The sequence below is a fragment of the Streptomyces sp. NPDC088147 genome, from assembly GCF_044741565.1.
Classification (GTDB): Bacteria; Actinomycetota; Actinomycetes; order Streptomycetales; family Streptomycetaceae; genus Streptomyces.
Window position 1 is genome coordinate 62,718 of record NZ_JBIUSY010000009.1, and the last position, 19,907, is coordinate 82,624.

The following is a 19,907-nucleotide window of genomic DNA, read 5'->3' on the forward strand; positions in this document are numbered from 1 at the left end:
GTGACGAGGGCGCCGGGGGCGCTCCAGGAGCGCCCCCGGTGGCTCCTTCTAGAGGGCGAGGCCCGTGAGCACCATGACGCGCTCGTAGGTGTAGTCGTCCATCGCGAACCGCACGCCCTCTCGGCCCACGCCGGACTGCTTGGCGCCGCCGTACGGCATCTGGTCGGCGCGGTACGAGGGGACGTCGCCGATGATCACGCCGCCGACCTCCAGCGCGCGGTGGGCGCGGAAGGCGGCCTGCATGTCATGGGTGAACACCCCTGCCTGGAGGCCGTACTTCGAGTCGTTGACCCTCTCGAACGCCTCGGTCTCGCTCTCGACGCGGCGCAGGGTGAGGACGGGCCCGAAGACCTCCTCGCAGGAGATGGTGACGTCCGCGGGGACCTCGGACAGGACGGTCGGCGCGTAGGTCGCTCCGTCCCGCTTGCCGCCCGTGAGCAGCTGGGCGCCGGCCCGTACCGCCTCGTCGACCCACGACTCGACGCGCTTGGCCGCGTCCTCGCTGACGAGCGGCCCCACATCGGTGGCGTCGTCGCCGGGGTCGCCGGTGACCTGGGCCTCGACGGCGGCGATGACCTTGGGGACGAGACGTTCGTACACCGAGGCGTCCGCGATCACGCGCTGGACGGAGATACAGGACTGGCCGCCCTGGTAGTTCGAGAAGGTGGCGATCCGGGTCGCGGCCCAGTCCAGGTCCTTCTCGCTCGCGTAGTCGGCGAGGACGACGGCCGCGCCGTTGCCGCCGAGTTCGAGCGTGCAGTGCTTGCGCGGGACGGAGTCCATGATCGCGAAGCCGACCTTGTCCGAGCCGGTGAAGGAGATCACCGGCAGCCGCTCGTCCTGGACGAGGGCGGGCATCCGGTCGTTCGGCACGGGCAGTACGGACCAGGCGCCGGCCGGCAGGTCCGTCTCGGCCAGCAGCTCGCCGAGGAGAAGTCCGGAGAGCGGGGTCGCCGGGGCGGGCTTGAGGATGATCGGGGCGCCGACGGCGATGGCCGGGGCGATCTTGTGGGCACAGAGGTTGAGCGGGAAGTTGAACGGCGCGATACCGAGGACGACGCCACGGGGGAAGCGGCGGGTCAGGGCGAGGCGGCCGGCGCCGCCCGGGTCGGTGTCGAGGCGCTGGGCTTCCCCGCCGTTGAAGCGGCGGGCCTCTTCGGCGGCGAAGCGGAAGACGGAGACGGCGCGGCCGACCTCGCCCCGGGCCCACTTGAGGGGCTTGCCGTTCTCGGCGGAGATCAGCCGGGCGATCTCCTCGGTGCGCTCGACGAGCCTGCGGGAGACATGGTCGAGCGCGGCGGCCCGTACGTGCGCGGGCGTCGCGGCGAACTCGTCCAGGACCGCGTGCGCGGCGGCCACGGCCTCCTCGACCTGGTCCTCGGTCGGCACGGCCACGGTGCCGACGTGCCGGCCGTCCCAGGGGGAGGTGACGTCGAAGGTGTCCTCGCCGGTGGCCTGGCGGCCGGCGAGCCAGAAAGCGTGGGTGGAAGTCATTGCGAGTCCGGGCCCTTCCGAAGAGATGGCGGTGTCTGGTTCCACGGTAGGGGTGCGGACCCGGGTGGTCGTTTGTCCGGGGTGGAGTGGTGGGGTGCGGGGCGTGCTACGCATTGTCGTAAGCGCCTGCCGCGCGTGGCCGCCGGCGTGGGCGCCGCGGCGGGTCAGGCCCTGTCCGGCTCGTCCGGGTGTACCCGGCTACTCGGTCGAGGGAGCGGGCACGGACAGGGGCGACGCCGTCGTCTTCAGGGCCAGCCACAGCTCCATCCGTACGTCCGGGTCGTCCAGCGAGCGGCCGAGGATCTCCTCCACCCGGCGCATGCGGTAGCGCAGCGTATGGCGGTGGACCCCGAGGTCGGCCGCCGCCGCGTCCCACTGGCCGTGGCGGGAGAGCCAGGCCCGCAGCGAGGCCACCAGGTCCCCGCGGCCCTTCGCGTCGTGCTCGTACAGGGCGCGGAGCATGCCGTCCGCGAAGGCGCGTACCGCGTCGTCGGCGAGCAGCGGGAGGATCGACCCCGCCGCCAGCTCCTCGTGCTCGACCAGCGCCCGGCCGCGTCTGCGGGCCACCGAGAGGGCCTGCTCGGCCTGTTTGTACGCGCCCGCCGCCGCGATCGGGCCCGTGGGCGCGGAGAGCCCGATGACGACCCCGGCGTCCTCGGCCTCGCGCCGGGCGTATCCCTCGCAGGCCGTGACCACCGCCCCGCCGTCCACGGCGAGGACGATGAGCCGTTCCCCGCCGTCGGGGACCGCGAGCAGCGCCTCACCCGCCCGTGCCGCCGCGGCCTCCAGCGCCTCCGTGAGGAGCTGGAGCGGATGGCCGGCCTCCGGGTCCGGCACGGGCGTCGACTGCTTCGCGGGTTTCGCCGATTCGGCCGATTCGGCGACCAGCAGCCGGAACGGGGCGTCGAGCAGGCCCCCGTACAGATCACCGGCCACGGCACGCGCGTGGTCGGGATGGCCGGAGAGCAGCATCCGCAGCACGGCCGAGCCGAGCCGCTGTTCGGCGGCCTGAAGGGCGCGCGACCGCTCCGTGGTCAGCGTCAGCAGGGCGATCGCCGAGTGGACCGCGTACCGCTCCGCGGTGCCCAGCGCGGCTCCCGTACCGACGGCGAGCGCGCCGCGCATCCGCCGTCCCGTGCCCAGGGACTGGAGCTCGACCCGGTCCTCGGCGCCGCCCGATGCCTCGTGCGGCGCGTCTCCCGCCGCCCCGACCACCGCGCTCGCGGGCGCGGGCCGCTCCCGCAGCCGTTCCACCTCGCCGGTCAGCCGGGCGGCCCGTCGCGCGGCCCACTCGGGCGCGGCGGCGACGACGGCGCCCGACGCGTCGTACAGCGCCGCCCAGCCGTCCACATGCGCGGCGAGCCGGGCCAGCAGCGCCGCGGGCCCTTCGACGAGAGCGGCGCTGGTCAGCTCCCGCTGCGCCTCGAACCCCGCGGTGACCGCGCGGTACTGGTCGGCCGCGAGAGCCGCCGAGACGGCCTTGCTGATGGCGAGGAAGGGGGTGCGCCGCGGGACGCCCAGGAGCGGCAGCCCGGCCTCCCGCGCGGCTTCGACGAGTGCCTCCGGGACGTCCTCGTAGTTGACGCCGACGGCGAAGCCGAGCCCGACGACCCCGGCGCCGACCAGCCTGCGGACATAGCGCCGCATGGCCTCCGGATCACCCGCGTCCAGGGTCGTCGCCGTGATGAGGAGGAGTTCCCCGCCCTCCATGTACGGCACGGGGTCGGCCAGCTCGCTCGCGTGGACCCAGCGCACGGGCGTCTGGAGCCGGTCCTCCCCCGCACGCACGGTGAGGTTGAGCGCCGAATGCTGGACGAGCGAGGCGAGGGTGGGCGGCATGGTGGAACCGTAGGGCCTTCGACGAGGGAGGGGCAGGGCGACGGCTGGATGACGCCACCTCGGACGATTACGCCGTCCCGTATGAACGGCGTCCCTCAATTCTGCCAGCTTGTACGAGCCGGCGGCCGGGCCGGCGGTGCCCGGGTGGCGCCGGGCCCGCGTGGCCGGGCCGCGGGATCAGTTCCGCAGGTCCACCAGCAGGGGCGGCGCGTGGTCGCCCCCCACCGTCCGCAGGGACAGCACCGCGTGCCCCGCGGGCACCGAGTGCGCCAGCTCGGAGGCCGACCAGCGCTCGCGCTCGACCTTCCGTACGGTCACCGCGTCCGTCGTCACGGCCTTGCCGGTGACCAGCTTCCGGAACGCGTGGATGGCCCGGGTCAGCGGCTGGTCGGCGAAGACCGTGCGCTGGGTGACGTCCCGGGTCTCCACCCACTCCGTACCCCAGGCCTCCGCGAAGCGCTTGCCGTCCCAGGTGGTGATCCCGGAGAAGGCCATCCGGCAGCCGACGGCCCCGAGCAGCGCGGTGTGCAGCGCCTCCGGCACATCATCGAGCGTGCGCAGGGTGAGCAGCGCGCCCGCGTTCACCGACCGCAGCCGCTGCACCCCGCGCAGGGTCTGGCCGGTGAGGGTGCGGGTCGCGTCGTCCAGGACGAGACAGGCGAAGAGCGAGCGGTCGGCGCGTACGGCGGCGTTCGCCGTGAACTGGGCGAGGACGAGCCTGGCCAGCATCCGCGAGGCCTCGGCGTGCCCGCGTTCCGGCAGGTCGATACGGACCCGGAGGGGATGTTCCAGGGTGCGCAGCGAGAACGGCCGGGTTCTGCCGCTGGTGTCGAAGAAGCCCGCGAACGCCGGACGGTCGAGCAGCGCGATCCGGTCGGCGAGCGCGCTCCCCGCGTCTCCGGGGGCCGCGGACTGGCGTTCCCTGGTGTCGAGTTCACGCCGCATGGCGTGGTGGCCCCCGGCGTCGAGCGCCTCGCGCAGGGCGGCCAGCGCGGCGGGCGTGCCGTCGAGCAGCTCGCGCAGCTCGGGTACGGCGGGCAGTCGGCCGTGCGCGGCGCGGAACGGTCCGAGCAGCTGCGCGAGCGCGGTGGTGGCCCGCCTGCCGTCGGTGTCCGTGAGATCGCCGACGAGGCCCTCGGCGAGTACGGCGGCGGCCTCGTCCGGGTCGTCCGTCCCCCCGTACAGATCGAGGTCGTACACCGACCGCGGGTCGCCGAGGCGGATCACGACGTCGTAGGCGCTGTCGGGGCCGAGCTGGGTTCCGGCGGCGCAGACGGCGATGACGACGGTCTGTCCCGCGAGTGCCTGGAGGGAGAGCGACTCGACGACCGGCCGGACGAGGGCATGGGTCTTGCCCGCGCCCGGCGGCCCCACGGCCAGCAGCGAGGTCCCCAGCAGGACCGGGTCCAGCGCGAGCCCCGTACCGCGCCGGGGATACGGATTGCGCTCCCCGTCGTGGACCGTGCCGAGCCGGACCTGCCGTACGAGCAGATCGTGCCGGGCCGCGCGGACGGGCAGGTCGCGCTTGCCCGAGGGGTGGACGCAGGCCGCGGCGCCCTGGCCGCGCACGGCGTCGGCGAACGCCGTGAGCCGGGAGGGATCGGCCCGTACGGAGTGCCAGGCACGCCGGATCCGCGCGTAGTCGACGTCGTTCATCCGCCCGTCCCGCACCTCGGCGGCGAGCCGTGCGGCGGTCTCGCCCTGGCCGGCGGCCCGGAGCTGGGGCCACTCGGCGAGATCGTCCTCGGGGCCGGGGGGCGGCGGGGTCTCCTGGGGCGCGACCCCGGGGACCCGGCCGAAGACGCGGCGGGCGAGCTCGGGCCAGCGGCCGAGCCGTCCGAAGAGGACCAGCAGCCCGCCGATGACCAGCGCGTTGTAGACGCCCTGGGCGATGGCGCCTTCCTGCGTACCGATCCACCAGCGGTCCGGGGTGAGGAGGAAGAGCGGCCAGAGCCAGAAACCGCCCAGATAGCCGTTCCACAGCAGCGACCAGAGCAGCAGGCCCGCGAGGAGCGAGATCAGTGCTCCGCTGACCAGCTGCCGCACCGGCGTGCGCTCCGGCTCCTCCGGGGGGCGCGGCCGGTGTCCGTACGCCCATGTCCCGGGCGCGTCCGCGACCCGGGGCACCCGCAGCCACTCGCCCAGCGTCGGGCCGCTGTCCGGGGCGCGTTCCGGCGCGGGCGGAGCCGCTTCGAAGGCGCCCGGGGCGAAGGCGCCGGCCGGCTCGAAGGCACCGGACGGCGGGCCCGCCGGTGACGGCGAGGTCGTCGGCATCGGCGGTGGTGTGGGCGGCGGCCCCGCCGGCCGCGGCACAGGGGTGGCGCGCGTGCCCTGTGAGTCGTGCGTGCCGTCGGTGTCCATGAACCCCTGCCCCCTGACCAGTCGGGCCCGCGCTGCGCAGTCCGCCGTGTGCAAGCGTCGATCTCGTGTGCAAGCGTCAATCTAGTGCCCGTGCACGGGTAGTTCACCGTTCCGCGCCCGCCGGGTGTCGGGCCGCCCCGCCGTGCCTTCCGGCCCCGCCGGGGGCGCCACCTGTCCGTCACGGACAACGACACGCCCCGGTTACTACCGAACGGCGCATGCCCGCACCCCTCCGCCACCCCTAGCCTGCGAAGAAAGCCGAAGAAGACCCCGGAAACACCCCCAGGAGCCCCTCATGACCGCCATTCCGCAGGAGCGCCGCCTCGTCACCGCCGTCCCCGGTCCGAAGTCGCGGGAGTTGCAGGCCCGCCGCACCGCCGCGGTCGCCGGCGGCGTCGGGTCCGTGCTGCCCGTGTTCGCCGCCCGCGCCGACGGCGGGATCCTCGAGGACGTGGACGGCAACCGGCTGATCGACTTCGGTTCCGGGATCGCCGTGACCTCGGTCGGTGCCAGCGCCGAGGCCGTCGTACGCCGTGCCTCCGCCCAGCTCGCGGACTTCACCCACACCTGTTTCATGGTCACGCCGTACGAGGGGTACGTCGAGGTCTGTGAGCGGCTCGCCGAGGTGACGCCGGGTGACCACGCGAAGAAGTCGGCGCTGTTCAACTCGGGCGCCGAGGCCGTCGAGAACGCCGTGAAGATCGCCCGTTCGTACACCGGGCGCCAGGCCGTGGTCGTCTTCGACCACGGCTATCACGGCCGTACGAACCTCACCATGGCGCTGACCGCGAAGAACATGCCGTACAAGAACGGCTTCGGACCGTTCGCGCCGGAGGTCTACCGGGTGCCGGTCGCCTATGGCTACCGCTGGCCGACCGGTCCCGAGAACTGCGGCCCCGAGGCGTCCGCCCAGGCCATCGACCAGATCAGCAAGCAGATCGGCGCCGACAACGTCGCCGCGATCATCATCGAGCCGGTGCTCGGCGAGGGCGGCTTCATCGAGCCGGCCAAGGGCTTCCTGCCCGCGCTGGCCAAGTTCGCCAAGGACAACGGCATCGTGTTCGTGGCGGACGAGATCCAGTCCGGCTTCTGCCGTACCGGCCAGTGGTTCGCGTGTGAGGACGAGGGTGTCGTCCCCGACCTGATCACCACCGCGAAGGGCATCGCGGGCGGTCTGCCGCTCGCCGCCGTCACCGGCCGCGCCGAGATCATGGACGCCGCGCACTCGGGCGGCCTCGGCGGCACGTACGGCGGCAACCCGGTGGCCTGCGCCGCCGCGCTCGGCGCCATCGAGACGATGCGGGAACAGGACCTCGCCGCGAAGGCCCGCCGTATCGAGACGGTCATGAAGGGCCGGCTCTCCGCTCTGCGCGAGAAGTACGACCTGATCGGTGACGTGCGCGGCCGTGGCGCCATGATCGCGATCGAACTCGTGAAGAACCGGGAGACCAAGGAGCCGGCCCCGGAGGCGACGGCCGCGCTCGCCAAGGCGTGCCACGCGGCCGGGCTATTGGTCCTGACCTGTGGCACCTACGGCAATGTGCTGCGCTTCCTGCCGCCGCTGGTGATCGGCGAGGACCTGCTGAACGAGGGCCTGGACATCATCGAGCAGGCGCTCGCCACCGTCTGAGCCGCCGGAACCGGCCATCTGCGCCGCCGGAACCGGCCGTCTGAGCTGCCGGAACAGGGACCGGGACCGCAGCGGCGGCCCCGGTCCGCCACACCTGTCAGGGCCTGTGAAGAAGGTGTGCGGGGCCGATGGCGGGATGCGTTTCGGACTGTCGGTGCCCGCGTGCCTGACGTACCGTTTCCGCAGATGAGAGAAACACCCCGCTCGCAGGGGACTGCGGGCGACACCAGAGCGGGGCATCCCCAGCGTCGCTTTGGTCGTGCCTTCGCGCACACCACTGGAGCCTCCGGCTCTGGAGCACCTCACCGATCGGATGGCCGCCCGCCCCACACCCCCCGGGGCGCGCGGCACACCGGTCCGCACGGCCGCCCCGGAACTACCCCCCCTGTTCCCGGGCGGCCGTCCTTCTTCCCCCGCCCCGCCCGGCGGTTCTGGCTCCCCTTCGCGCTGTGCGCGGCCCTCTTCACGCTCGTGACCTGGCAGGTGTCCGCAGGGGGTCCGCTGCGCTCGGCCGACGAGCGCGCCGGTCACGCGCTCGCGGGCCAGGGGCCCAGACCACTGACGGAATTCCTCGCCGATCTCGGCAGCATGCTCGTCGCCGTGCCCGTACTGGCCGTGGCCATCGGATACGCGCTGTGGCGCGGGCAGCGCGCACGGCCGCTGACGGCGGCGCTCGCGATGGCCGCCGTGCCCGCTCTGGTCGTACCGCTCAAGATCTGGACCGACCGGCCGGGACTGTTCACCGACGCCACCGGGTACTACCCGTCCGGGCACACGGCGACGGCGATGGTCGCGTACGGCGCCGCCGCGCTGCTCCTCGCGCCCGGCCGGCCGCGGAACCGGGCGGTGCCCGCCGCCGTCCTGCTCACCCTGGCGACGGGCACCGGTCTCATATTGCGTGGCTACCACTGGCCGCTGGACGTCCTCGGCAGCCTGGCGCTGTGCGGGATGGTGCTCCTGGCTCTGGAGCGGGCCCTCCGCGTGGCCGGATCGCGCGATGTCAGCCGAAGTACGCGTCGAAGTTCCGCGAGAACTCCCACTGGTTGAAGCGGTCCCAGTTGATCGACCAGGTCATCAGTCCGCGCAGGGCGGGCCAGGTGCCATGGGTCTGGTAGGAACCGCAGTCGGTCTTCTTGGTCAGGCAGTTCAGCGCCTTGTTCACCTCGGCCGGTGAGGTGTGGCCGTTGCCCGCCTGGGTCGAGGCCGGCAGGCCGATGGCCACCTGGTCGGGGCGGAGCGCCGGGAAGACCTTCGTGGTGTCACCGGCGACCGGGAAGCCGGTGAGCAGCATGTCGGTCATGGCGATATGGAAATCGGCGCCGCCCATCGAGTGGTACTGGTTGTCCAGACCCATGATCGGGCCGGAGTTGTAGTCCTGGACGTGCAGCAGGGTGAGGTCGTCGCGCAGCGCGTGGATCACCGGGAGGTACGAGCCGGCGCGCGGGTCCTGGCCGCCCCAGGGGCCGGATCCGTAGAACTGGTAGCCGAGCTGGACGAAGAAGGTCTCGGGGGCCATGGTGAGGACGAAGTCCGCGCCGTACTTGGCCTTGAGGGTCTTGATCGCGGAGATGAGATTGACGACGACCGGGGTCGTGGGGTTGCGGAAGTCGGTGTCGCCGGTGTTCAGCGAGAGCGAGTGGCCCTCGAAGTCGATGTCCAGGCCGTCCAGACCGTACTCGTCGATGATCTTGGAGACCGAGGAGACGAAGGCGTCGCGGGCGGCGGTGGTGGACAGCTGGACCTGGCCGTTCGCGCCGCCGATGGAGATCAGGACCTTCTTGCCCGCGGCCTGCTTGGCCTTGATCGCCGCCTTGAACTCGGCGGCGGATTCGACGTTCGGGCATTCGGCGACCGGGCAGAGGCTGAAGCGGATGTCGCCGGAGGTGACCGAGGTGGGTTCGCCGAAGGCGAGGTTGATGACGTCCCACGAGGCGGGCACATCGGCCATCCGCGTGTAGCCGGAGCCGTTGGCGAAGCTGGAGTGCAGATAGCCGACCAGCGCGTGGGCGGGCAGGTCCGCGCCGCCGCCTCCGCCGCCGCCCGGGGCGGAGGTGGTGGCGGTGACGGCGGGCGAGAGCGTGGAGGCGCCGGTGGCGTTGGTGGCGGCGACCTGGAAGCTGTACGCCGTGGCGGGGCTGAGTCCGGTGACGGTGGCCGAGGTGCCGCTGACGTCCAGTGCCCTGGTGCCGCCGCGGTAGACGGTGTAGCCGGTGGCTCCCGTGACGGGCGCCCAGGAGAGCGCCACGGAGGTCGAGGTGACGGTGCCCGCCCTCAGGCCGGTGGGGACGGCCGGGGGCTGCTCCGGAGTGCCGCCGGGACCGACGAGGGTGAGGTCGTCGGCGTAGTAGGCGGGCGTGCCGTACCACCCGTGGGTGTAGACGGTCACCGAGGTGGTGCTCGGGCCGGTGCGGAAGCTCGTGGTCAGCTTCTGCCAGTCGGACGCGGACTGCGTCCAGGTCGAGACGTCGGTGGTGCCGGTGCCGGAGGCGCCGAGATAGACGTAGCCCCCGCGGACCCAGGAGCTCAGTGTGTACGCGGAGTCCGGCTTGACCGTGAGGGTCTGCGAGCACTTGGCGTTGTCACTGCCCGCGGGGGTCCCCTTGAGCGCGCCGCCGCCGCCGTGGACGGGGGTGGTGACGACGGCGCCGCTGCCCGCCGTGCAGCTCCAGCCGGTCAGGCCGGACTCGAAGCCGCCGTTGCGGGCGATGTCCGCGTCGGCGGCCCGTGCCGTCTGGGCGGCGGCGACGAGTCCGCCCGCGGTGAGTACGGCGGCCGCGAGGGCGGCCACCAGTCTTGGGTACGGAGCAGGACGTCTGGTGCGTTCCACAACTGCCTCCGGGCATGGGGGAAATGAGGTGGCGGAGCGCGCACAGCATGGTCCAGACCAATTGCTTGGTCAAGACCTCTGACAGCGCCGTCCCGGAACCGCCCCCGCTTCCCCGCTCGGCCCGCTCGCCCACTCCCCCCGCGCTCCCGGGTCACACGGCGCCGCCCTCCCCGCCCCCGTCGCCGTCCCGGTCTCCCGCGGCGATGTTCGCCGCGGCCTCGTGCATGGCCAGTTCCAGCAGTGACGCGTCGGTGAGGGTGCCCGAGCCGTCCGGCGGGATCAGCCAGCGCATGCCGCCGCTCGTCCGCCCCGGGTACGGCACGACGATCCAGGTACCGGAGCCGGCGCCGCGTACACCCGTACCGAGCCAGCGCGCGACCGTGCCCGGCGGCACGAGGAACCCCATACGCGCGTCGCCGAAGTCGGCGAGCACGGGCCCCGGCCGGTCGACGAGCCTGGTCAGCACGTCGAGGGTCGGATAGCCCAGTTCACCGGGGAGGATCAGTACGTCCCAGCGCCTGCCCGCGGGCAGGAGAGCCACCCCCAGGGGGTTGCGCTCCCACTCCCGCCGGCAGGCTTCGGGATCCGGTGCCACCGAGATCAGCCACTCCACCGCGTTGTTCGCCCCTGAGCCGGTCATCTGCCCGGCCTCCCCTCCGTATTGTTGGACAATCTGTCCACAAGGAGGAGACACGGAGGGTGCCGGTCGATGACGCGGGTTCGGCCGGTGATCTTGCGGTGATCTGGATCACAGGGGTCCTGACATCCGGATCACAGGGTTCCCGGTATCCGGCTCACAGGGTCCGGCGGATCCGGCTCACAGGGGTCCGGCGGCGCGGCTCAGCTGTCGAAGCCCAGCCCCAGCCGGTCCATGGTCCGCAGCCACAGATTGCGCTGTCCGCCCCGGGCGTCCGCGCGGGCCAGCGACCATTTGGTGAGACCGATCCCGGCCCATGCGGCCGGTTCGGGCGGGAAGGGCAGCGGCTTGGTCCTGACCATCTCCAGCGCGGTGCGCTCGGTCCGTTCGCCCGCCAGGAGATCGAGCATCACCTCCCCGCCGAAGCGGGTCGCCCCGACGCCGAGCCCGGTGTAGCCGGCGGCGTACGCGACCCGGCCGTCGTACGCCGTGCCGAAGAAGGCCGAGAAGCGCGAACAGGTGTCGATGGCGCCGCCCCAGGCATGGCTGAAGCGCACCCCCTCCAGCTGCGGGAAGCAGTGGAAGAAGTGGCCGGCGAGCTTGAGATAGGTCTCCGGGCGGTGGTCGAGCGCCGTGTCGAGCCGCCCGCCGTACGGATAGATCGCGTCGTAACCGCCCCACAGGACGCGGTGGTCGTCGGTGATCCGGAAGTAGTGGAACTGGTTGGCGCTGTCGCCGAGCCCCTGACGGTTCTTCCAGCCGATCGCGGCGCGCTGTGCCTCGGTCAGCGGCTCGGTCATCAGCGCGTAGTCGTAGACCGGGACGGTGTACGGACGCACGCGCCGGACCAGCGAGGGGAACACGTTGGTGCCGAGCGCGACCCGGCGCGCGAAGATCCGCCCGTACGGCGTACGGACGGCCATCCCGGACCCGGCTCCCGCTCCGGTCCCGGTACGCGCCAGCTCCAGCCCGGGGGTGTTCTCGTAGAGGCGCACCCCGAGGTCCGCGCAGGCGCGTTTGAGGCCCCAGGCGAGCTTGGCCGGGTGCAGCATGGCGACGCCGCGCCGGTCCCACAGCCCGCCCAGGAACGTCGGCGAGTCGACCTCGGCGCGCACCGCGTCCCGGTCGAGCAACTCCAGCCCGGTGCGGCCGTGGCGCTTCCCCTCCTCGTACAGCTCGTGGAGGTCGTCCAGCTGGTACGGCTCGGTGGCGACGTCGATCTCGCCGGTGCGCTCGAAGGAGCAGTCGATGGCGTAGCGGGCGACGGTCGCCTCGATGGCGTCGAGATTGCGCTCGCCCAGCTCCTCCAGTTTCCGCAGCTCACCCGGCCAGCGCGCGAGCCCGTTGCCGAAGCCGTGGGTGAGGGAGGCGGCGCAGAAGCCGCCGTTGCGGCCGGAGGCGGCCCAGCCCACCTCGCGGCCCTCGATCAGGACGACGTCGCGTTCCGGATCGCGTTCCTTGGCGAGCAGCGCGGTCCACAGCCCGCTGTAGCCGCCGCCGATCACGAGCAGGTCGCAGTGTTCGTCGCCGGTGAGGGCCGGCAGGGCCCCCGGCCTGCCGGGGTCGTCCAGCCAGTACGGGACCGGCCGCGCGTCGGAGAGCGATGCGGCGGAGAGCGCCGCGGTGGCGGTACGCATGGCGCTTGGGGCCATGTCTTCCAACTCCTTACGGGGGAGGGTGAGGTCCGCTCAGGTGGTGGCGGTCTTCTTCCGCCGGTTGCTGATCAGCTGGCCGCCGACCACCAGCAGTACGGCGATGACGAACATCGCCGTCCCGATGACATTGATCTGCACCGGCGTGCCGCGCTGCGCGGAGCCCCAGACGAACATGGGGAAGGTCACGGTCGAGCCGGCGTTGAAGTTGGTGATGATGAAGTCGTCGAACGAGAGCGCGAAGGCGAGCAGGGCGCCCGCCGCGATCCCGGGGGCGGCGATCGGCAGCGTGACCCGTACGAAGGTCTGCACGGGCCCCGCGTAGAGATCCCGTGCCGCCTCCTCCAGCCGGGGGTCCATCGACATGACGCGGGCCTTGACGGCGGTCACCACGAAGCTGAGACAGAACATGATGTGTGCGATGAGCACGGTCCAGAAGCCGAGCTGCGCGCCCAGGTTGAGGAAGAGCGTCAGCAGCGAGGCGGCCATCACGACCTCGGGCATCGCCATCGGCAGGAAGATCAGTGAGTTGATCGAGCCGCGGGCCCGGAAGCGGTAGCGGACCAGTGCGAACGCGATCATCGTGCCGAGGACGGTGGCGCCGAGCGTCGCCCAGGCGGCGATCTGGAGCGAGAGCGTCAGCGAGCCGCACAGGTCGGCGACCCCGCACGGATCCTTCCAGGCGTCCAGCGAGAAGCGCTGCCAGGAGTAGTTGAAGCGCCCGTTCGGCTTGTTGAAGGAGAAGACCATCACGACGACGTTGGGCACGATCAGATAGCCGAGCGTCACCACGCCCGCGATGACGACGATGTTGCGTCGGAGCCAGCGCATCAGACCAGGTCCTCCGTCCCTGCTCGGCGGATGTAGAAGGTGACCATCAGCAGGACGATCGCCATGAGGATGAACGAGAGCGCGGCGGCCGTCGGATAGTCCAGGACCCGCAGGAACTGCGTCTGGATGACGCTGCCCACCATCTTCGTGTCGGTGGAGCCGAGCAGTTCGGCGTTGACGTAGTCACCGCTCGCCGGGATGAAGGTGAGCAGGGTGCCGGAGACGACGCCGGGCAGGGAGAGCGGGAAGGTCACCTTGCGGAAGGTGGTCAGCGGCGTGGCGTACAGATCGCCCGCGGCCTCGTGCAGCCGCCCGTCGATGCGCTCCAGCGAGGTGTAGAGCGGCAGGATCATGAAGGGCAGGAAGTTGTAGGTGAGTCCGCAGACCACGGCCATGGGGGTGGCGAGCACGCGGTCGCCCTCGGTCCAGCCGAGCCAGCTGGTCACGTCCAGCACGTGCAGGGAGTCCAGGAGGCCGACGACCGTGCCGCCGTCGGCGAGGATCGTCTTCCAGGCGAGCGTACGGATCAGGAAGCTGGTGAAGAACGGGGCGATGACGAGGACCAGCAGCAGATTGCGCCAGCGTCCGGCCTTGAAGGCGATGAGATACGCGAGCGGGTAGCCGAGCAGCAGACACAGGATCGTGGCCGTGCCGGCGTACAGCAGGGAGCGCACGAACTGCGGGTAGTACTCCTGGAGCGCGTCCCAGTAGGTCTGGAAGTGCCAGGTGACCTCGAAGCCCTTCTCCAGGGAGCCGGTCTGTACGGACGTCGAGGCCTGGTAGACCATCGGCAGCGCGAAGAAGACCAGCAGCCAGAGGATGCCGGGCAGCAGCAGCCAGTACGGGACGAGCCGCTTGCGCGTGGACGCCTTGCGTACGGGGAGGTCCGGCGGGGTGGCGGGCGCGGCGGGGGGTGCCTCGGTGAGCGTCACGAGACCTCCTCGTCCACCGTCTCGGCGCCCGCGGAGCCCACGGTCCCGGCGAGCGGGGACTGGGCGGCGTCCAGACCGAAGCTGTGCGCCGGGTTCCAGTGCAGGACCACCTCGGCGCCGGGGGCGAGCCGGCTGTCCCGCTCGACGTTCTGCGCGTACACCTCGAACTCCGGACAGACGGGGCTGTCGATCACGTACTGCGTGGAGACCCCGATGAAGCTGGAGTCGGCTATCCGTCCGGTGATGCGGTTGCGTCCGTCGGGGATGCCGGCCGCGTCGTCCGCGTGCGCCAGCGAGATCTTCTCGGGCCGGATGCCGACCAGCAGCCTGCCGCCGCGCGAGGTCGGGGCGGAGCAGCGTCCCGCGGGCAGCCGCAGCGCGGCGCCGCCCGCCGTGACCACCAGGTCGTCGCCGTGGATCTCGGCGACCTCGGCCTCGATGAGGTTGGAGGTGCCGAGGAAGTTGGCGACGAAGGTGGTGTCCGGGTTCTCGTAGAGATCGGCGGGGCTGCCCAGCTGCTCGACCACGCCTCCGTTCATCACCGCGACCGTGTCGGCCATCGTCATGGCCTCCTCCTGGTCGTGGGTGACATGGATGAAGGTGATGCCGACCTCGGTCTGGATGCGCTTCAGCTCCAGCTGCATCTGGCGGCGCAGCTTGAGGTCGAGGGCGCCGAGCGGTTCGTCGAGCAGCAGCACCTGCGGGTGGTTGATCAGGGCGCGGGCGACGGCGACCCGCTGCTGCTGGCCGCCGGAGAGCTGGTGCGGCTTGCGCTTGGCGAAGTCGCCGAGCTGGACGAGATCGAGCATCTCGCCGACCTGCTTGCGTACGGACGTGATGCCGCGGCGGCGCAGTCCGAAGGCGACGTTCTCGTAGATGTCGAGGTGCGGGAAGAGCGCGTAGCTCTGGAAGACGGTGTTGACCGGCCGCTTGTACGGGGGCAGGCCGGTGACGTCCTTGTCGCCCAGGTGGACCGTGCCGGTGGTCGGCTCCTCCAGGCCCGCGATCATCCGCAGGGTGGTGGTCTTGCCGCACCCCGACGCACCGAGGAGAGCGAAGAAGGAGCCCTGCGGCACGGTGAGATCGAGCGGCTGGACGGCGCGGAAGGATCCGTACGTCTTGCTGATCCCGGACAGGCGGACGTCGCCGCCGCCCCGGCTGGTGGATGCAGTCTCTGTCATGGGTAACGGTCCCGGGGATGAGAGAGGTGGACGGGCTGAGACCAGGCCGTCCCCGGCGATGGGGGAGGTACGGCGTCAGGCGCCGATGAGCTTGGCGAACTTCTGCTCGTACGCCGTCTCTTCCTCGGCGCTGAGGGAGCGGAAGGCGTGCGAGGCGGCGGCCATCGCCGCGTCCGGGAGGATCAGTGTGTTGTCGGCCATCGACTTGTCGATCTTCGTGAGTTCGGCGCGCACCCCGTCGACCGGGCAGACGTAGTTGATGTACGCGGCGAGCTGGGCGGCGACCGGCGGCCGGTAGTAGTGGTCGATGAGCTTCTCGGCGTTGGTCTTGTGCCGCGCCTTGGCCGGGACCAGGAGATTGTCACTGGAGATGATGTAGCCGCTGCGGGGGATGGCGAACTTGATGTCCGGGTTGTCGGTCTGGAGCTGGACGACGTCCCCGGCCCAGGCGACACAGGCCGCGATATCGCCCTTGTCGAGGTCGGCGGTGTAGTCGTTGCCGGTGAAGCGGCGGATCTGCTTCTTGTCGACGGCCTTCTGGAGACGGGCGACGGCCGCGTCGAAGTCGTCGTCGGTGAAGCTGCCCGGGTCCTTGCCCAGATCGAGCAGGGTCATGCCGATGGAGTCGCGCATCTCGGAGAGGAAGGCCACGCGTCCCTTGAGCCGCGGGTCGTCGAGCAGCTGGGACACGGAGTCGACCGTCCGTCCGCCGGTGGCCTTCGCGTTGTAGGCGATGACGGTGGGGATGCCGGTCCAGGGGTAGCTGTGGGCGCGTCCCGGGTCCCAGTCGGGTGAGCGGAACTGGCCGGAGAGGTTCGCGAACGCGTGGGGCAGTTGGGCGGGGTCGAGCTTCTGCGCGTAACCGAGCCTGATCATGCGGGCGGCGAGCCAGTCGGTGACGCATATGAGGTCACGGCCGGTGTCCTGGCCGGCCGCCAGCTGCGGCTGGATCTTGCCGAAGAACTCGACGTTGTCGTTGATGTCCGCGGTGTACTTGACGCCGATGCCGGTGCGCTTGGTGAACGCCTCCAGCGTCGGGTAGTGCTTCTCGTCCTCGCTGACGTCCATGTACTCGGTCCAGTTGGAGAAGACGACCCGCTTCTCGTCGGCCGAGTGGTCGGTGGACGCCGGGCCGTCGCCCTCCCGCTTGGCCGGCGGGATCCCGCAGCCGCTCAGACCGGCGAGCCCGCCGATCGTGAGCGCGCCGACACCGGTGGCGCGCAGCATGGAACGGCGGGTGAGGGCACCCCTGCCGCTGGTCAGGCTGCGCCGCATCGCGGCCAGTTGGGCCCCGGAGAGGCGGTCGGGCTCGTACTGCTCCATGCGCTGTGCCCTTTCGGGTGGGTGGTCACTGCGGGCGGACGGTCACTGGGGGCGGTCCCCGAAGATCGTGCGGTGCCAGTCCTTCCTGGCCACCGCGGTGTTGTCGTACATCACATGCTTGACCTGCGTGTACTCCTCGAAGGAGTACGCCGACATGTCCTTGCCGAACCCGCTGGCCTTGTATCCGCCGTGCGGCATCTCGCTGATGATCGGGATGTGGTCGTTGACCCAGACGCAGCCGGCCTTGATCTCACGGGTGGCCCGGCCGGCGCGGTGGACGTCGCGGCTCCAGGCGGAGGCGGCGAGGCCGTACGGGGTGTCGTTGGCGAGCCGGATGCCCTCGTCGTCGGAGTCGAAGGGCAGGACGACCAGGACCGGGCCGAAGATCTCGGACTGGACGATCTCGCTGTCCTGGGCGGCGTCCGCGACGAGGGTGGGGCGGTAGTACGCGCCGTCCTTCCACACGCCGCCGGGCGCCTCGCCGCCGGTGACGATCCGGGCGTGGCCGCGGGCCCGGTCGACGAAGCCGGCCACCCGGTCGCGGTGGGTGTGCGAGATCAGCGGGCCGAGGTCGGTGGCGGGATCGAAGGGGTCACCGATGCGCACGGTCTCCATCAGTTCGGCGACGGCGCCGACGAAGGCGTCGTACAGCGGCCGTTGCACATAGGCGCGGGTGGCGGCCGTGCAGTCCTGGCCGCCGTTGATGAGGGAACCGGCGACCGCGCCGTGGACGGCGGCCTCCAGGTCGGCGTCGTCGAAGACCAGGAAGGGCGCCTTGCCGCCGAGTTCGAGATGGAGGCGTGTGACGGTGGCGGTGGCGATCTCCGCGACGCGCTTTCCGACGGCGGTGGAGCCGGTGAACGAGGTCATCACGACATCGGGGTGGCCGACGAGACGTTCCCCGGCGTCGGGCCCCGCGCCGCAGACGATGTTGATCACGCCGTCGGGCAGTCCGGCCCGCTGGGCGGCCCGCGCGAACATCAGCGAGGTGAAGGGGGTGTTCTCGGCGGGCTTGAGCACGATGGTGTTGCCCGCGGCGACGGCCGGGAGGATCTTCCAGGCGGCCATCTGGAGCGGGTAGTTCCAGGGCGCGATGGAGCCGACGACGCCGATCGGCTCGCGGCGTACGTACGAGGTGTGACCGGCGCTGTACTCACCGGCCGAGGCGCCCTGGAGATGGCGTGCGGCGCCCGCGAAGAAGGCGGTGTTGTCGATGGTGCCGGGGACATCGAACTCGGTGGACAGCTTGATCGGCTTGCCGCACTGGAGCGATTCGGCGTACGCGAAGTCGTCGGCCTGTTCGGCGAGGACGGCCGCGAACCGGTGCAGGGCGTCGGAGCGCTCCCCCGGGGTGGTGCCCGACCAGCCGGGGAACGCCTCGCGCGCGGCGGCGACGGCGGCGTCGACATCGGCCGGGCCCGCCAGTTCGTACGCGTACAGCTCCTCGCCGGTCGCCGGGTTCACGACGGCGTGCGTACGTCCCGAGGTGCCCGGACGCGACCGCCCGCCGATGAACTGCGCACCGTCCGCGAAGCGGTCCCGCACCTGGAAGCGGTTGGCCATGACGCTCTCCGATGTTCCAGCTGGTTGGTCAGCTGTTGTTCCGGCTGTTGTTCCGGCTTCGATTGAGTGCCGATCCTGACAGAGCACTGCCACCTCAACAAGGGATTCCGTTGTTGCCTTTTGGTTACGCGACGGAATCGGTCGACCATGTGTCGCGTCAGCGTGCTGATCCGCGGACGGAATGTCAGTGGTGGCTGCCAGACTCGCATGCATGGGGAAGAACGCGGAGCCCTCGGGGCGCTCAGTGCATTCGGAGCCCTCGGGGCACTCGGGGCGTGAGAAGTACCTGCTCTTCTGGGGGCACGCCCCGCGCCGGGACGGCACGCTCGGCGCGAGCTGTCTCAGTCAGTGGTGGCCGTCGCCGTTCGCGGTGGACGGGGTGGAATACGCGACGGCCGAGCACTGGATGATGGCGGGCAAGGCACGGCTCTTCGGGGACGAGCGGGCCGAGCGCGCCGTTCTGGAGGCGGCGAATCCCGCGCTCGCCAAGAAGGCGGGGCGGCTGGTGCGCGCTTTCGACGAGGCCGTCTGGGAGCGCGAGCGCCTCGGCATCGTGGTGGAGGGCAGCGTCCACAAATTCGGGCAGGATGCCGCGCTGCGCGGATTCCTGCTGGCCACGGGCGACCGGATACTCGTCGAGGCCAGCCCGATGGACCGGATCTGGGGCATCGGGCTGGCCTCGGACGACGAGCGGGCGCTGGATCCGGCGCGCTGGCGCGGGCTGAATCTCCTGGGCCTGGCGCTGATGGAGGCGCGTGAGCGGCTCCGGACCGAGGCCGGAACCGCGACCGGGACGGCGACTGGGACCGCGTCCGTCGCCGCGACCCCGGGGTCTGCCGGGTCTAGCGGGTGACGTCGACCACCAGCGAGGTGCTGTAGTCGTCGTAGGTGCTGTCGTAGTCGTTGTTCCGCTCCTCGTTGATCGCCTGGGTGATGCCCCAGATGATGAAGCCGAGGAAGATGACGCCGAGTGCGATACCGATCGACCCGAGGATGACACCGGCGCGGGCCTGGCCCTCGTTGGTGGCCTGGCCCCGCTGCACCCTCTTCCGGCCGACGATGCCGAAGATCAGCGCGAGTACGCCGAGGACGATGCCGCCGATGCCGTAGAGGCAGAACAGACAGACGGACAGGATGCCGAGCACCATCGCGGCGACGCCCATACCGTTCGCCGGGGGCTGCCAGCCGGGCTGGCCGTACCCGGGCATGCCCGGATAGGGCTGGGCCGCGGGGTAGCCGGGATAGCCATAGCCCGGGGCCTGTCCCGGTCCCGCGCCGGCGCCGTACGGAGCGGCGGGGTGCTGGACGGGCGAGGCGCCCGGGTAGCCGTAGGGACCGGGGGCGGGCTGGGCAGGTCCCCCGGGAGCGGTGGGCGGCGGGGGCACGGCGCCGAACTCGGGCCCTCCGGTCGGCGCGTCCGTGATCGTCGGCTGGTTGTGCACCGATCCCGCCGACGGCCGCGGGGGCTGTGGGTACGGGGCGGCCCCCGCTGACTGCTGCTGTCCCGGAAGCTCGGGTGATATCGGCGGCGGCGGCAGCGGCGCCGGCTTGTCCAGCGGAATCCGCTGCTCGGGCGGAGCCCACGGATCACCCGGCTCGTAGCCGCCCGGCGGCTGCTCGCTCTTGTCTGACATGGG

The 19,907-nt window shown here is 71.7% G+C and carries 15 protein-coding genes; 3 read left to right on the forward strand and 12 right to left on the reverse strand.

The window, feature by feature from the left end:
- Positions 1-48: 48 nt before the first annotated feature.
- The 3 genes from ACIOGX_RS29150 to ACIOGX_RS29160 form a co-directional block, all read right to left on the reverse strand.
- Positions 49-1,494: an aldehyde dehydrogenase family protein gene (locus tag ACIOGX_RS29150; protein ID WP_356511485.1), complete on the reverse strand. Its 1,446-nt coding sequence runs from the start codon at positions 1,492-1,494 to the stop codon at positions 49-51.
- Positions 1,495-1,692: 198 nt separating this feature from the next.
- Positions 1,693-3,333, reverse strand: a complete 1,641-nt coding sequence (locus ACIOGX_RS29155; RefSeq protein WP_401917631.1) for a PucR family transcriptional regulator — start codon at positions 3,331-3,333, stop codon at positions 1,693-1,695.
- A gap of 177 nt (positions 3,334-3,510) precedes the next feature.
- Positions 3,511-5,694: an ATP-binding protein gene (locus ACIOGX_RS29160; protein WP_401917633.1), complete on the reverse strand. Its 2,184-nt coding sequence runs from the start codon at positions 5,692-5,694 to the stop codon at positions 3,511-3,513.
- A gap of 295 nt (positions 5,695-5,989) precedes the next feature.
- Here ACIOGX_RS29160 and gabT point away from each other — a divergent pair, with 295 nt between their 5' ends.
- Together gabT and ACIOGX_RS29170 are read left to right on the forward strand one after the other, a co-directional pair.
- Positions 5,990-7,324 (forward strand): 4-aminobutyrate--2-oxoglutarate transaminase, encoded by a 1,335-nt coding sequence (gene gabT, locus ACIOGX_RS29165; RefSeq protein WP_401917635.1) that lies wholly within the window; start codon positions 5,990-5,992, stop codon positions 7,322-7,324.
- A gap of 471 nt (positions 7,325-7,795) precedes the next feature.
- Positions 7,796-8,371, forward strand: a complete 576-nt coding sequence (locus tag ACIOGX_RS29170) for a phosphatase PAP2 family protein (protein ID WP_401917637.1) — start codon at positions 7,796-7,798, stop codon at positions 8,369-8,371.
- Here ACIOGX_RS29170 and ACIOGX_RS29175 read toward each other — a convergent pair.
- From ACIOGX_RS29175 to ACIOGX_RS29210, 8 genes are all read right to left on the reverse strand, one after another.
- Complete coding sequence (locus tag ACIOGX_RS29175; protein ID WP_401917639.1) at positions 8,325-10,151, reverse strand: chitinase; 1,827 nt, start codon at positions 10,149-10,151, stop codon at positions 8,325-8,327. The genes ACIOGX_RS29170 and ACIOGX_RS29175 overlap by 47 nt on opposite strands.
- A gap of 151 nt (positions 10,152-10,302) precedes the next feature.
- Positions 10,303-10,791 (reverse strand): hypothetical protein, encoded by a 489-nt coding sequence (locus ACIOGX_RS29180; RefSeq protein ID WP_401917641.1) that lies wholly within the window; start codon positions 10,789-10,791, stop codon positions 10,303-10,305.
- Between the two features lie 200 nt (positions 10,792-10,991).
- The gene (locus tag ACIOGX_RS29185; protein WP_401917643.1) at positions 10,992-12,440 is read right to left on the reverse strand and encodes an NAD(P)/FAD-dependent oxidoreductase; all 1,449 of its coding nucleotides are present in this window, start codon (positions 12,438-12,440) and stop codon (positions 10,992-10,994) included.
- Between the two features lie 36 nt (positions 12,441-12,476).
- Entirely contained in the window at positions 12,477-13,271 is a 795-nt protein-coding gene (locus ACIOGX_RS29190; RefSeq protein ID WP_356511469.1) for an ABC transporter permease, read from the reverse strand.
- Entirely contained in the window at positions 13,271-14,203 is a 933-nt protein-coding gene (locus ACIOGX_RS29195) for an ABC transporter permease (protein ID WP_356511467.1), read from the reverse strand. Before ACIOGX_RS29195 ends, ACIOGX_RS29190 begins: the two co-directional genes overlap by 1 nt.
- Positions 14,200-15,384 (reverse strand): ABC transporter ATP-binding protein, encoded by a 1,185-nt coding sequence (locus ACIOGX_RS29200; protein WP_401917645.1) that lies wholly within the window; start codon positions 15,382-15,384, stop codon positions 14,200-14,202. Before ACIOGX_RS29200 ends, ACIOGX_RS29195 begins: the two co-directional genes overlap by 4 nt.
- A gap of 75 nt (positions 15,385-15,459) precedes the next feature.
- Positions 15,460-16,707 (reverse strand): spermidine/putrescine ABC transporter substrate-binding protein, encoded by a 1,248-nt coding sequence (locus ACIOGX_RS29205; RefSeq protein WP_356511463.1) that lies wholly within the window; start codon positions 16,705-16,707, stop codon positions 15,460-15,462.
- Between the two features lie 42 nt (positions 16,708-16,749).
- Positions 16,750-18,270 carry a gamma-aminobutyraldehyde dehydrogenase gene (locus tag ACIOGX_RS29210; RefSeq protein ID WP_383962864.1) on the reverse strand — a complete coding sequence of 507 codons (1,521 nt, stop codon included), beginning with the start codon at positions 18,268-18,270 and terminating at the stop codon, positions 16,750-16,752.
- Positions 18,271-18,481: 211 nt separating this feature from the next.
- On the opposite strand from ACIOGX_RS29210, the gene ACIOGX_RS29215 reads away from it, so the two are divergent.
- Positions 18,482-19,123, forward strand: coding sequence for an NADAR family protein (locus ACIOGX_RS29215; RefSeq protein WP_401917648.1), 642 nt, complete (start codon positions 18,482-18,484; stop codon positions 19,121-19,123).
- On the opposite strand, the gene ACIOGX_RS29220 is transcribed toward ACIOGX_RS29215, so the two are convergent.
- The gene (locus ACIOGX_RS29220) at positions 19,113-19,904 is read right to left on the reverse strand and encodes a DUF4190 domain-containing protein (protein ID WP_356511457.1); all 792 of its coding nucleotides are present in this window, start codon (positions 19,902-19,904) and stop codon (positions 19,113-19,115) included. The genes ACIOGX_RS29215 and ACIOGX_RS29220 overlap by 11 nt on opposite strands.
- Positions 19,905-19,907: the final 3 nt, after the last annotated feature.

Excerpts from the sequence above, each read along its gene's own strand:
- ACIOGX_RS29150 (WP_356511485.1), bottom strand. The coding sequence starts at position 1,494 with ATGACTTCCACCCACGCTTTCTGGCTCGCCGGCCGCCAGGCCACCGGC.
- ACIOGX_RS29155 (WP_401917631.1), bottom strand. The coding sequence starts at position 3,333 with ATGCCGCCCACCCTCGCCTCGCTCGTCCAGCATTCGGCGCTCAACCTC.
- ACIOGX_RS29160 (WP_401917633.1), bottom strand. The coding sequence starts at position 5,694 with ATGGACACCGACGGCACGCACGACTCACAGGGCACGCGCGCCACCCCT.
- gabT (WP_401917635.1), top strand. The coding sequence starts at position 5,990 with ATGACCGCCATTCCGCAGGAGCGCCGCCTCGTCACCGCCGTCCCCGGT.
- ACIOGX_RS29180 (WP_401917641.1), bottom strand. The coding sequence starts at position 10,791 with ATGACCGGCTCAGGGGCGAACAACGCGGTGGAGTGGCTGATCTCGGTG.
- ACIOGX_RS29185 (WP_401917643.1), bottom strand. The coding sequence starts at position 12,440 with ATGGCCCCAAGCGCCATGCGTACCGCCACCGCGGCGCTCTCCGCCGCA.
- ACIOGX_RS29190 (WP_356511469.1), bottom strand. The coding sequence starts at position 13,271 with ATGCGCTGGCTCCGACGCAACATCGTCGTCATCGCGGGCGTGGTGACG.
- ACIOGX_RS29200 (WP_401917645.1), bottom strand. The coding sequence starts at position 15,384 with ATGACAGAGACTGCATCCACCAGCCGGGGCGGCGGCGACGTCCGCCTG.
- ACIOGX_RS29205 (WP_356511463.1), bottom strand. The coding sequence starts at position 16,707 with ATGGAGCAGTACGAGCCCGACCGCCTCTCCGGGGCCCAACTGGCCGCG.
- ACIOGX_RS29210 (WP_383962864.1), bottom strand. The coding sequence starts at position 18,270 with ATGGCCAACCGCTTCCAGGTGCGGGACCGCTTCGCGGACGGTGCGCAG.
- ACIOGX_RS29215 (WP_401917648.1), top strand. The coding sequence starts at position 18,482 with ATGGGGAAGAACGCGGAGCCCTCGGGGCGCTCAGTGCATTCGGAGCCC.
- ACIOGX_RS29220 (WP_356511457.1), bottom strand. The coding sequence starts at position 19,904 with ATGTCAGACAAGAGCGAGCAGCCGCCGGGCGGCTACGAGCCGGGTGAT.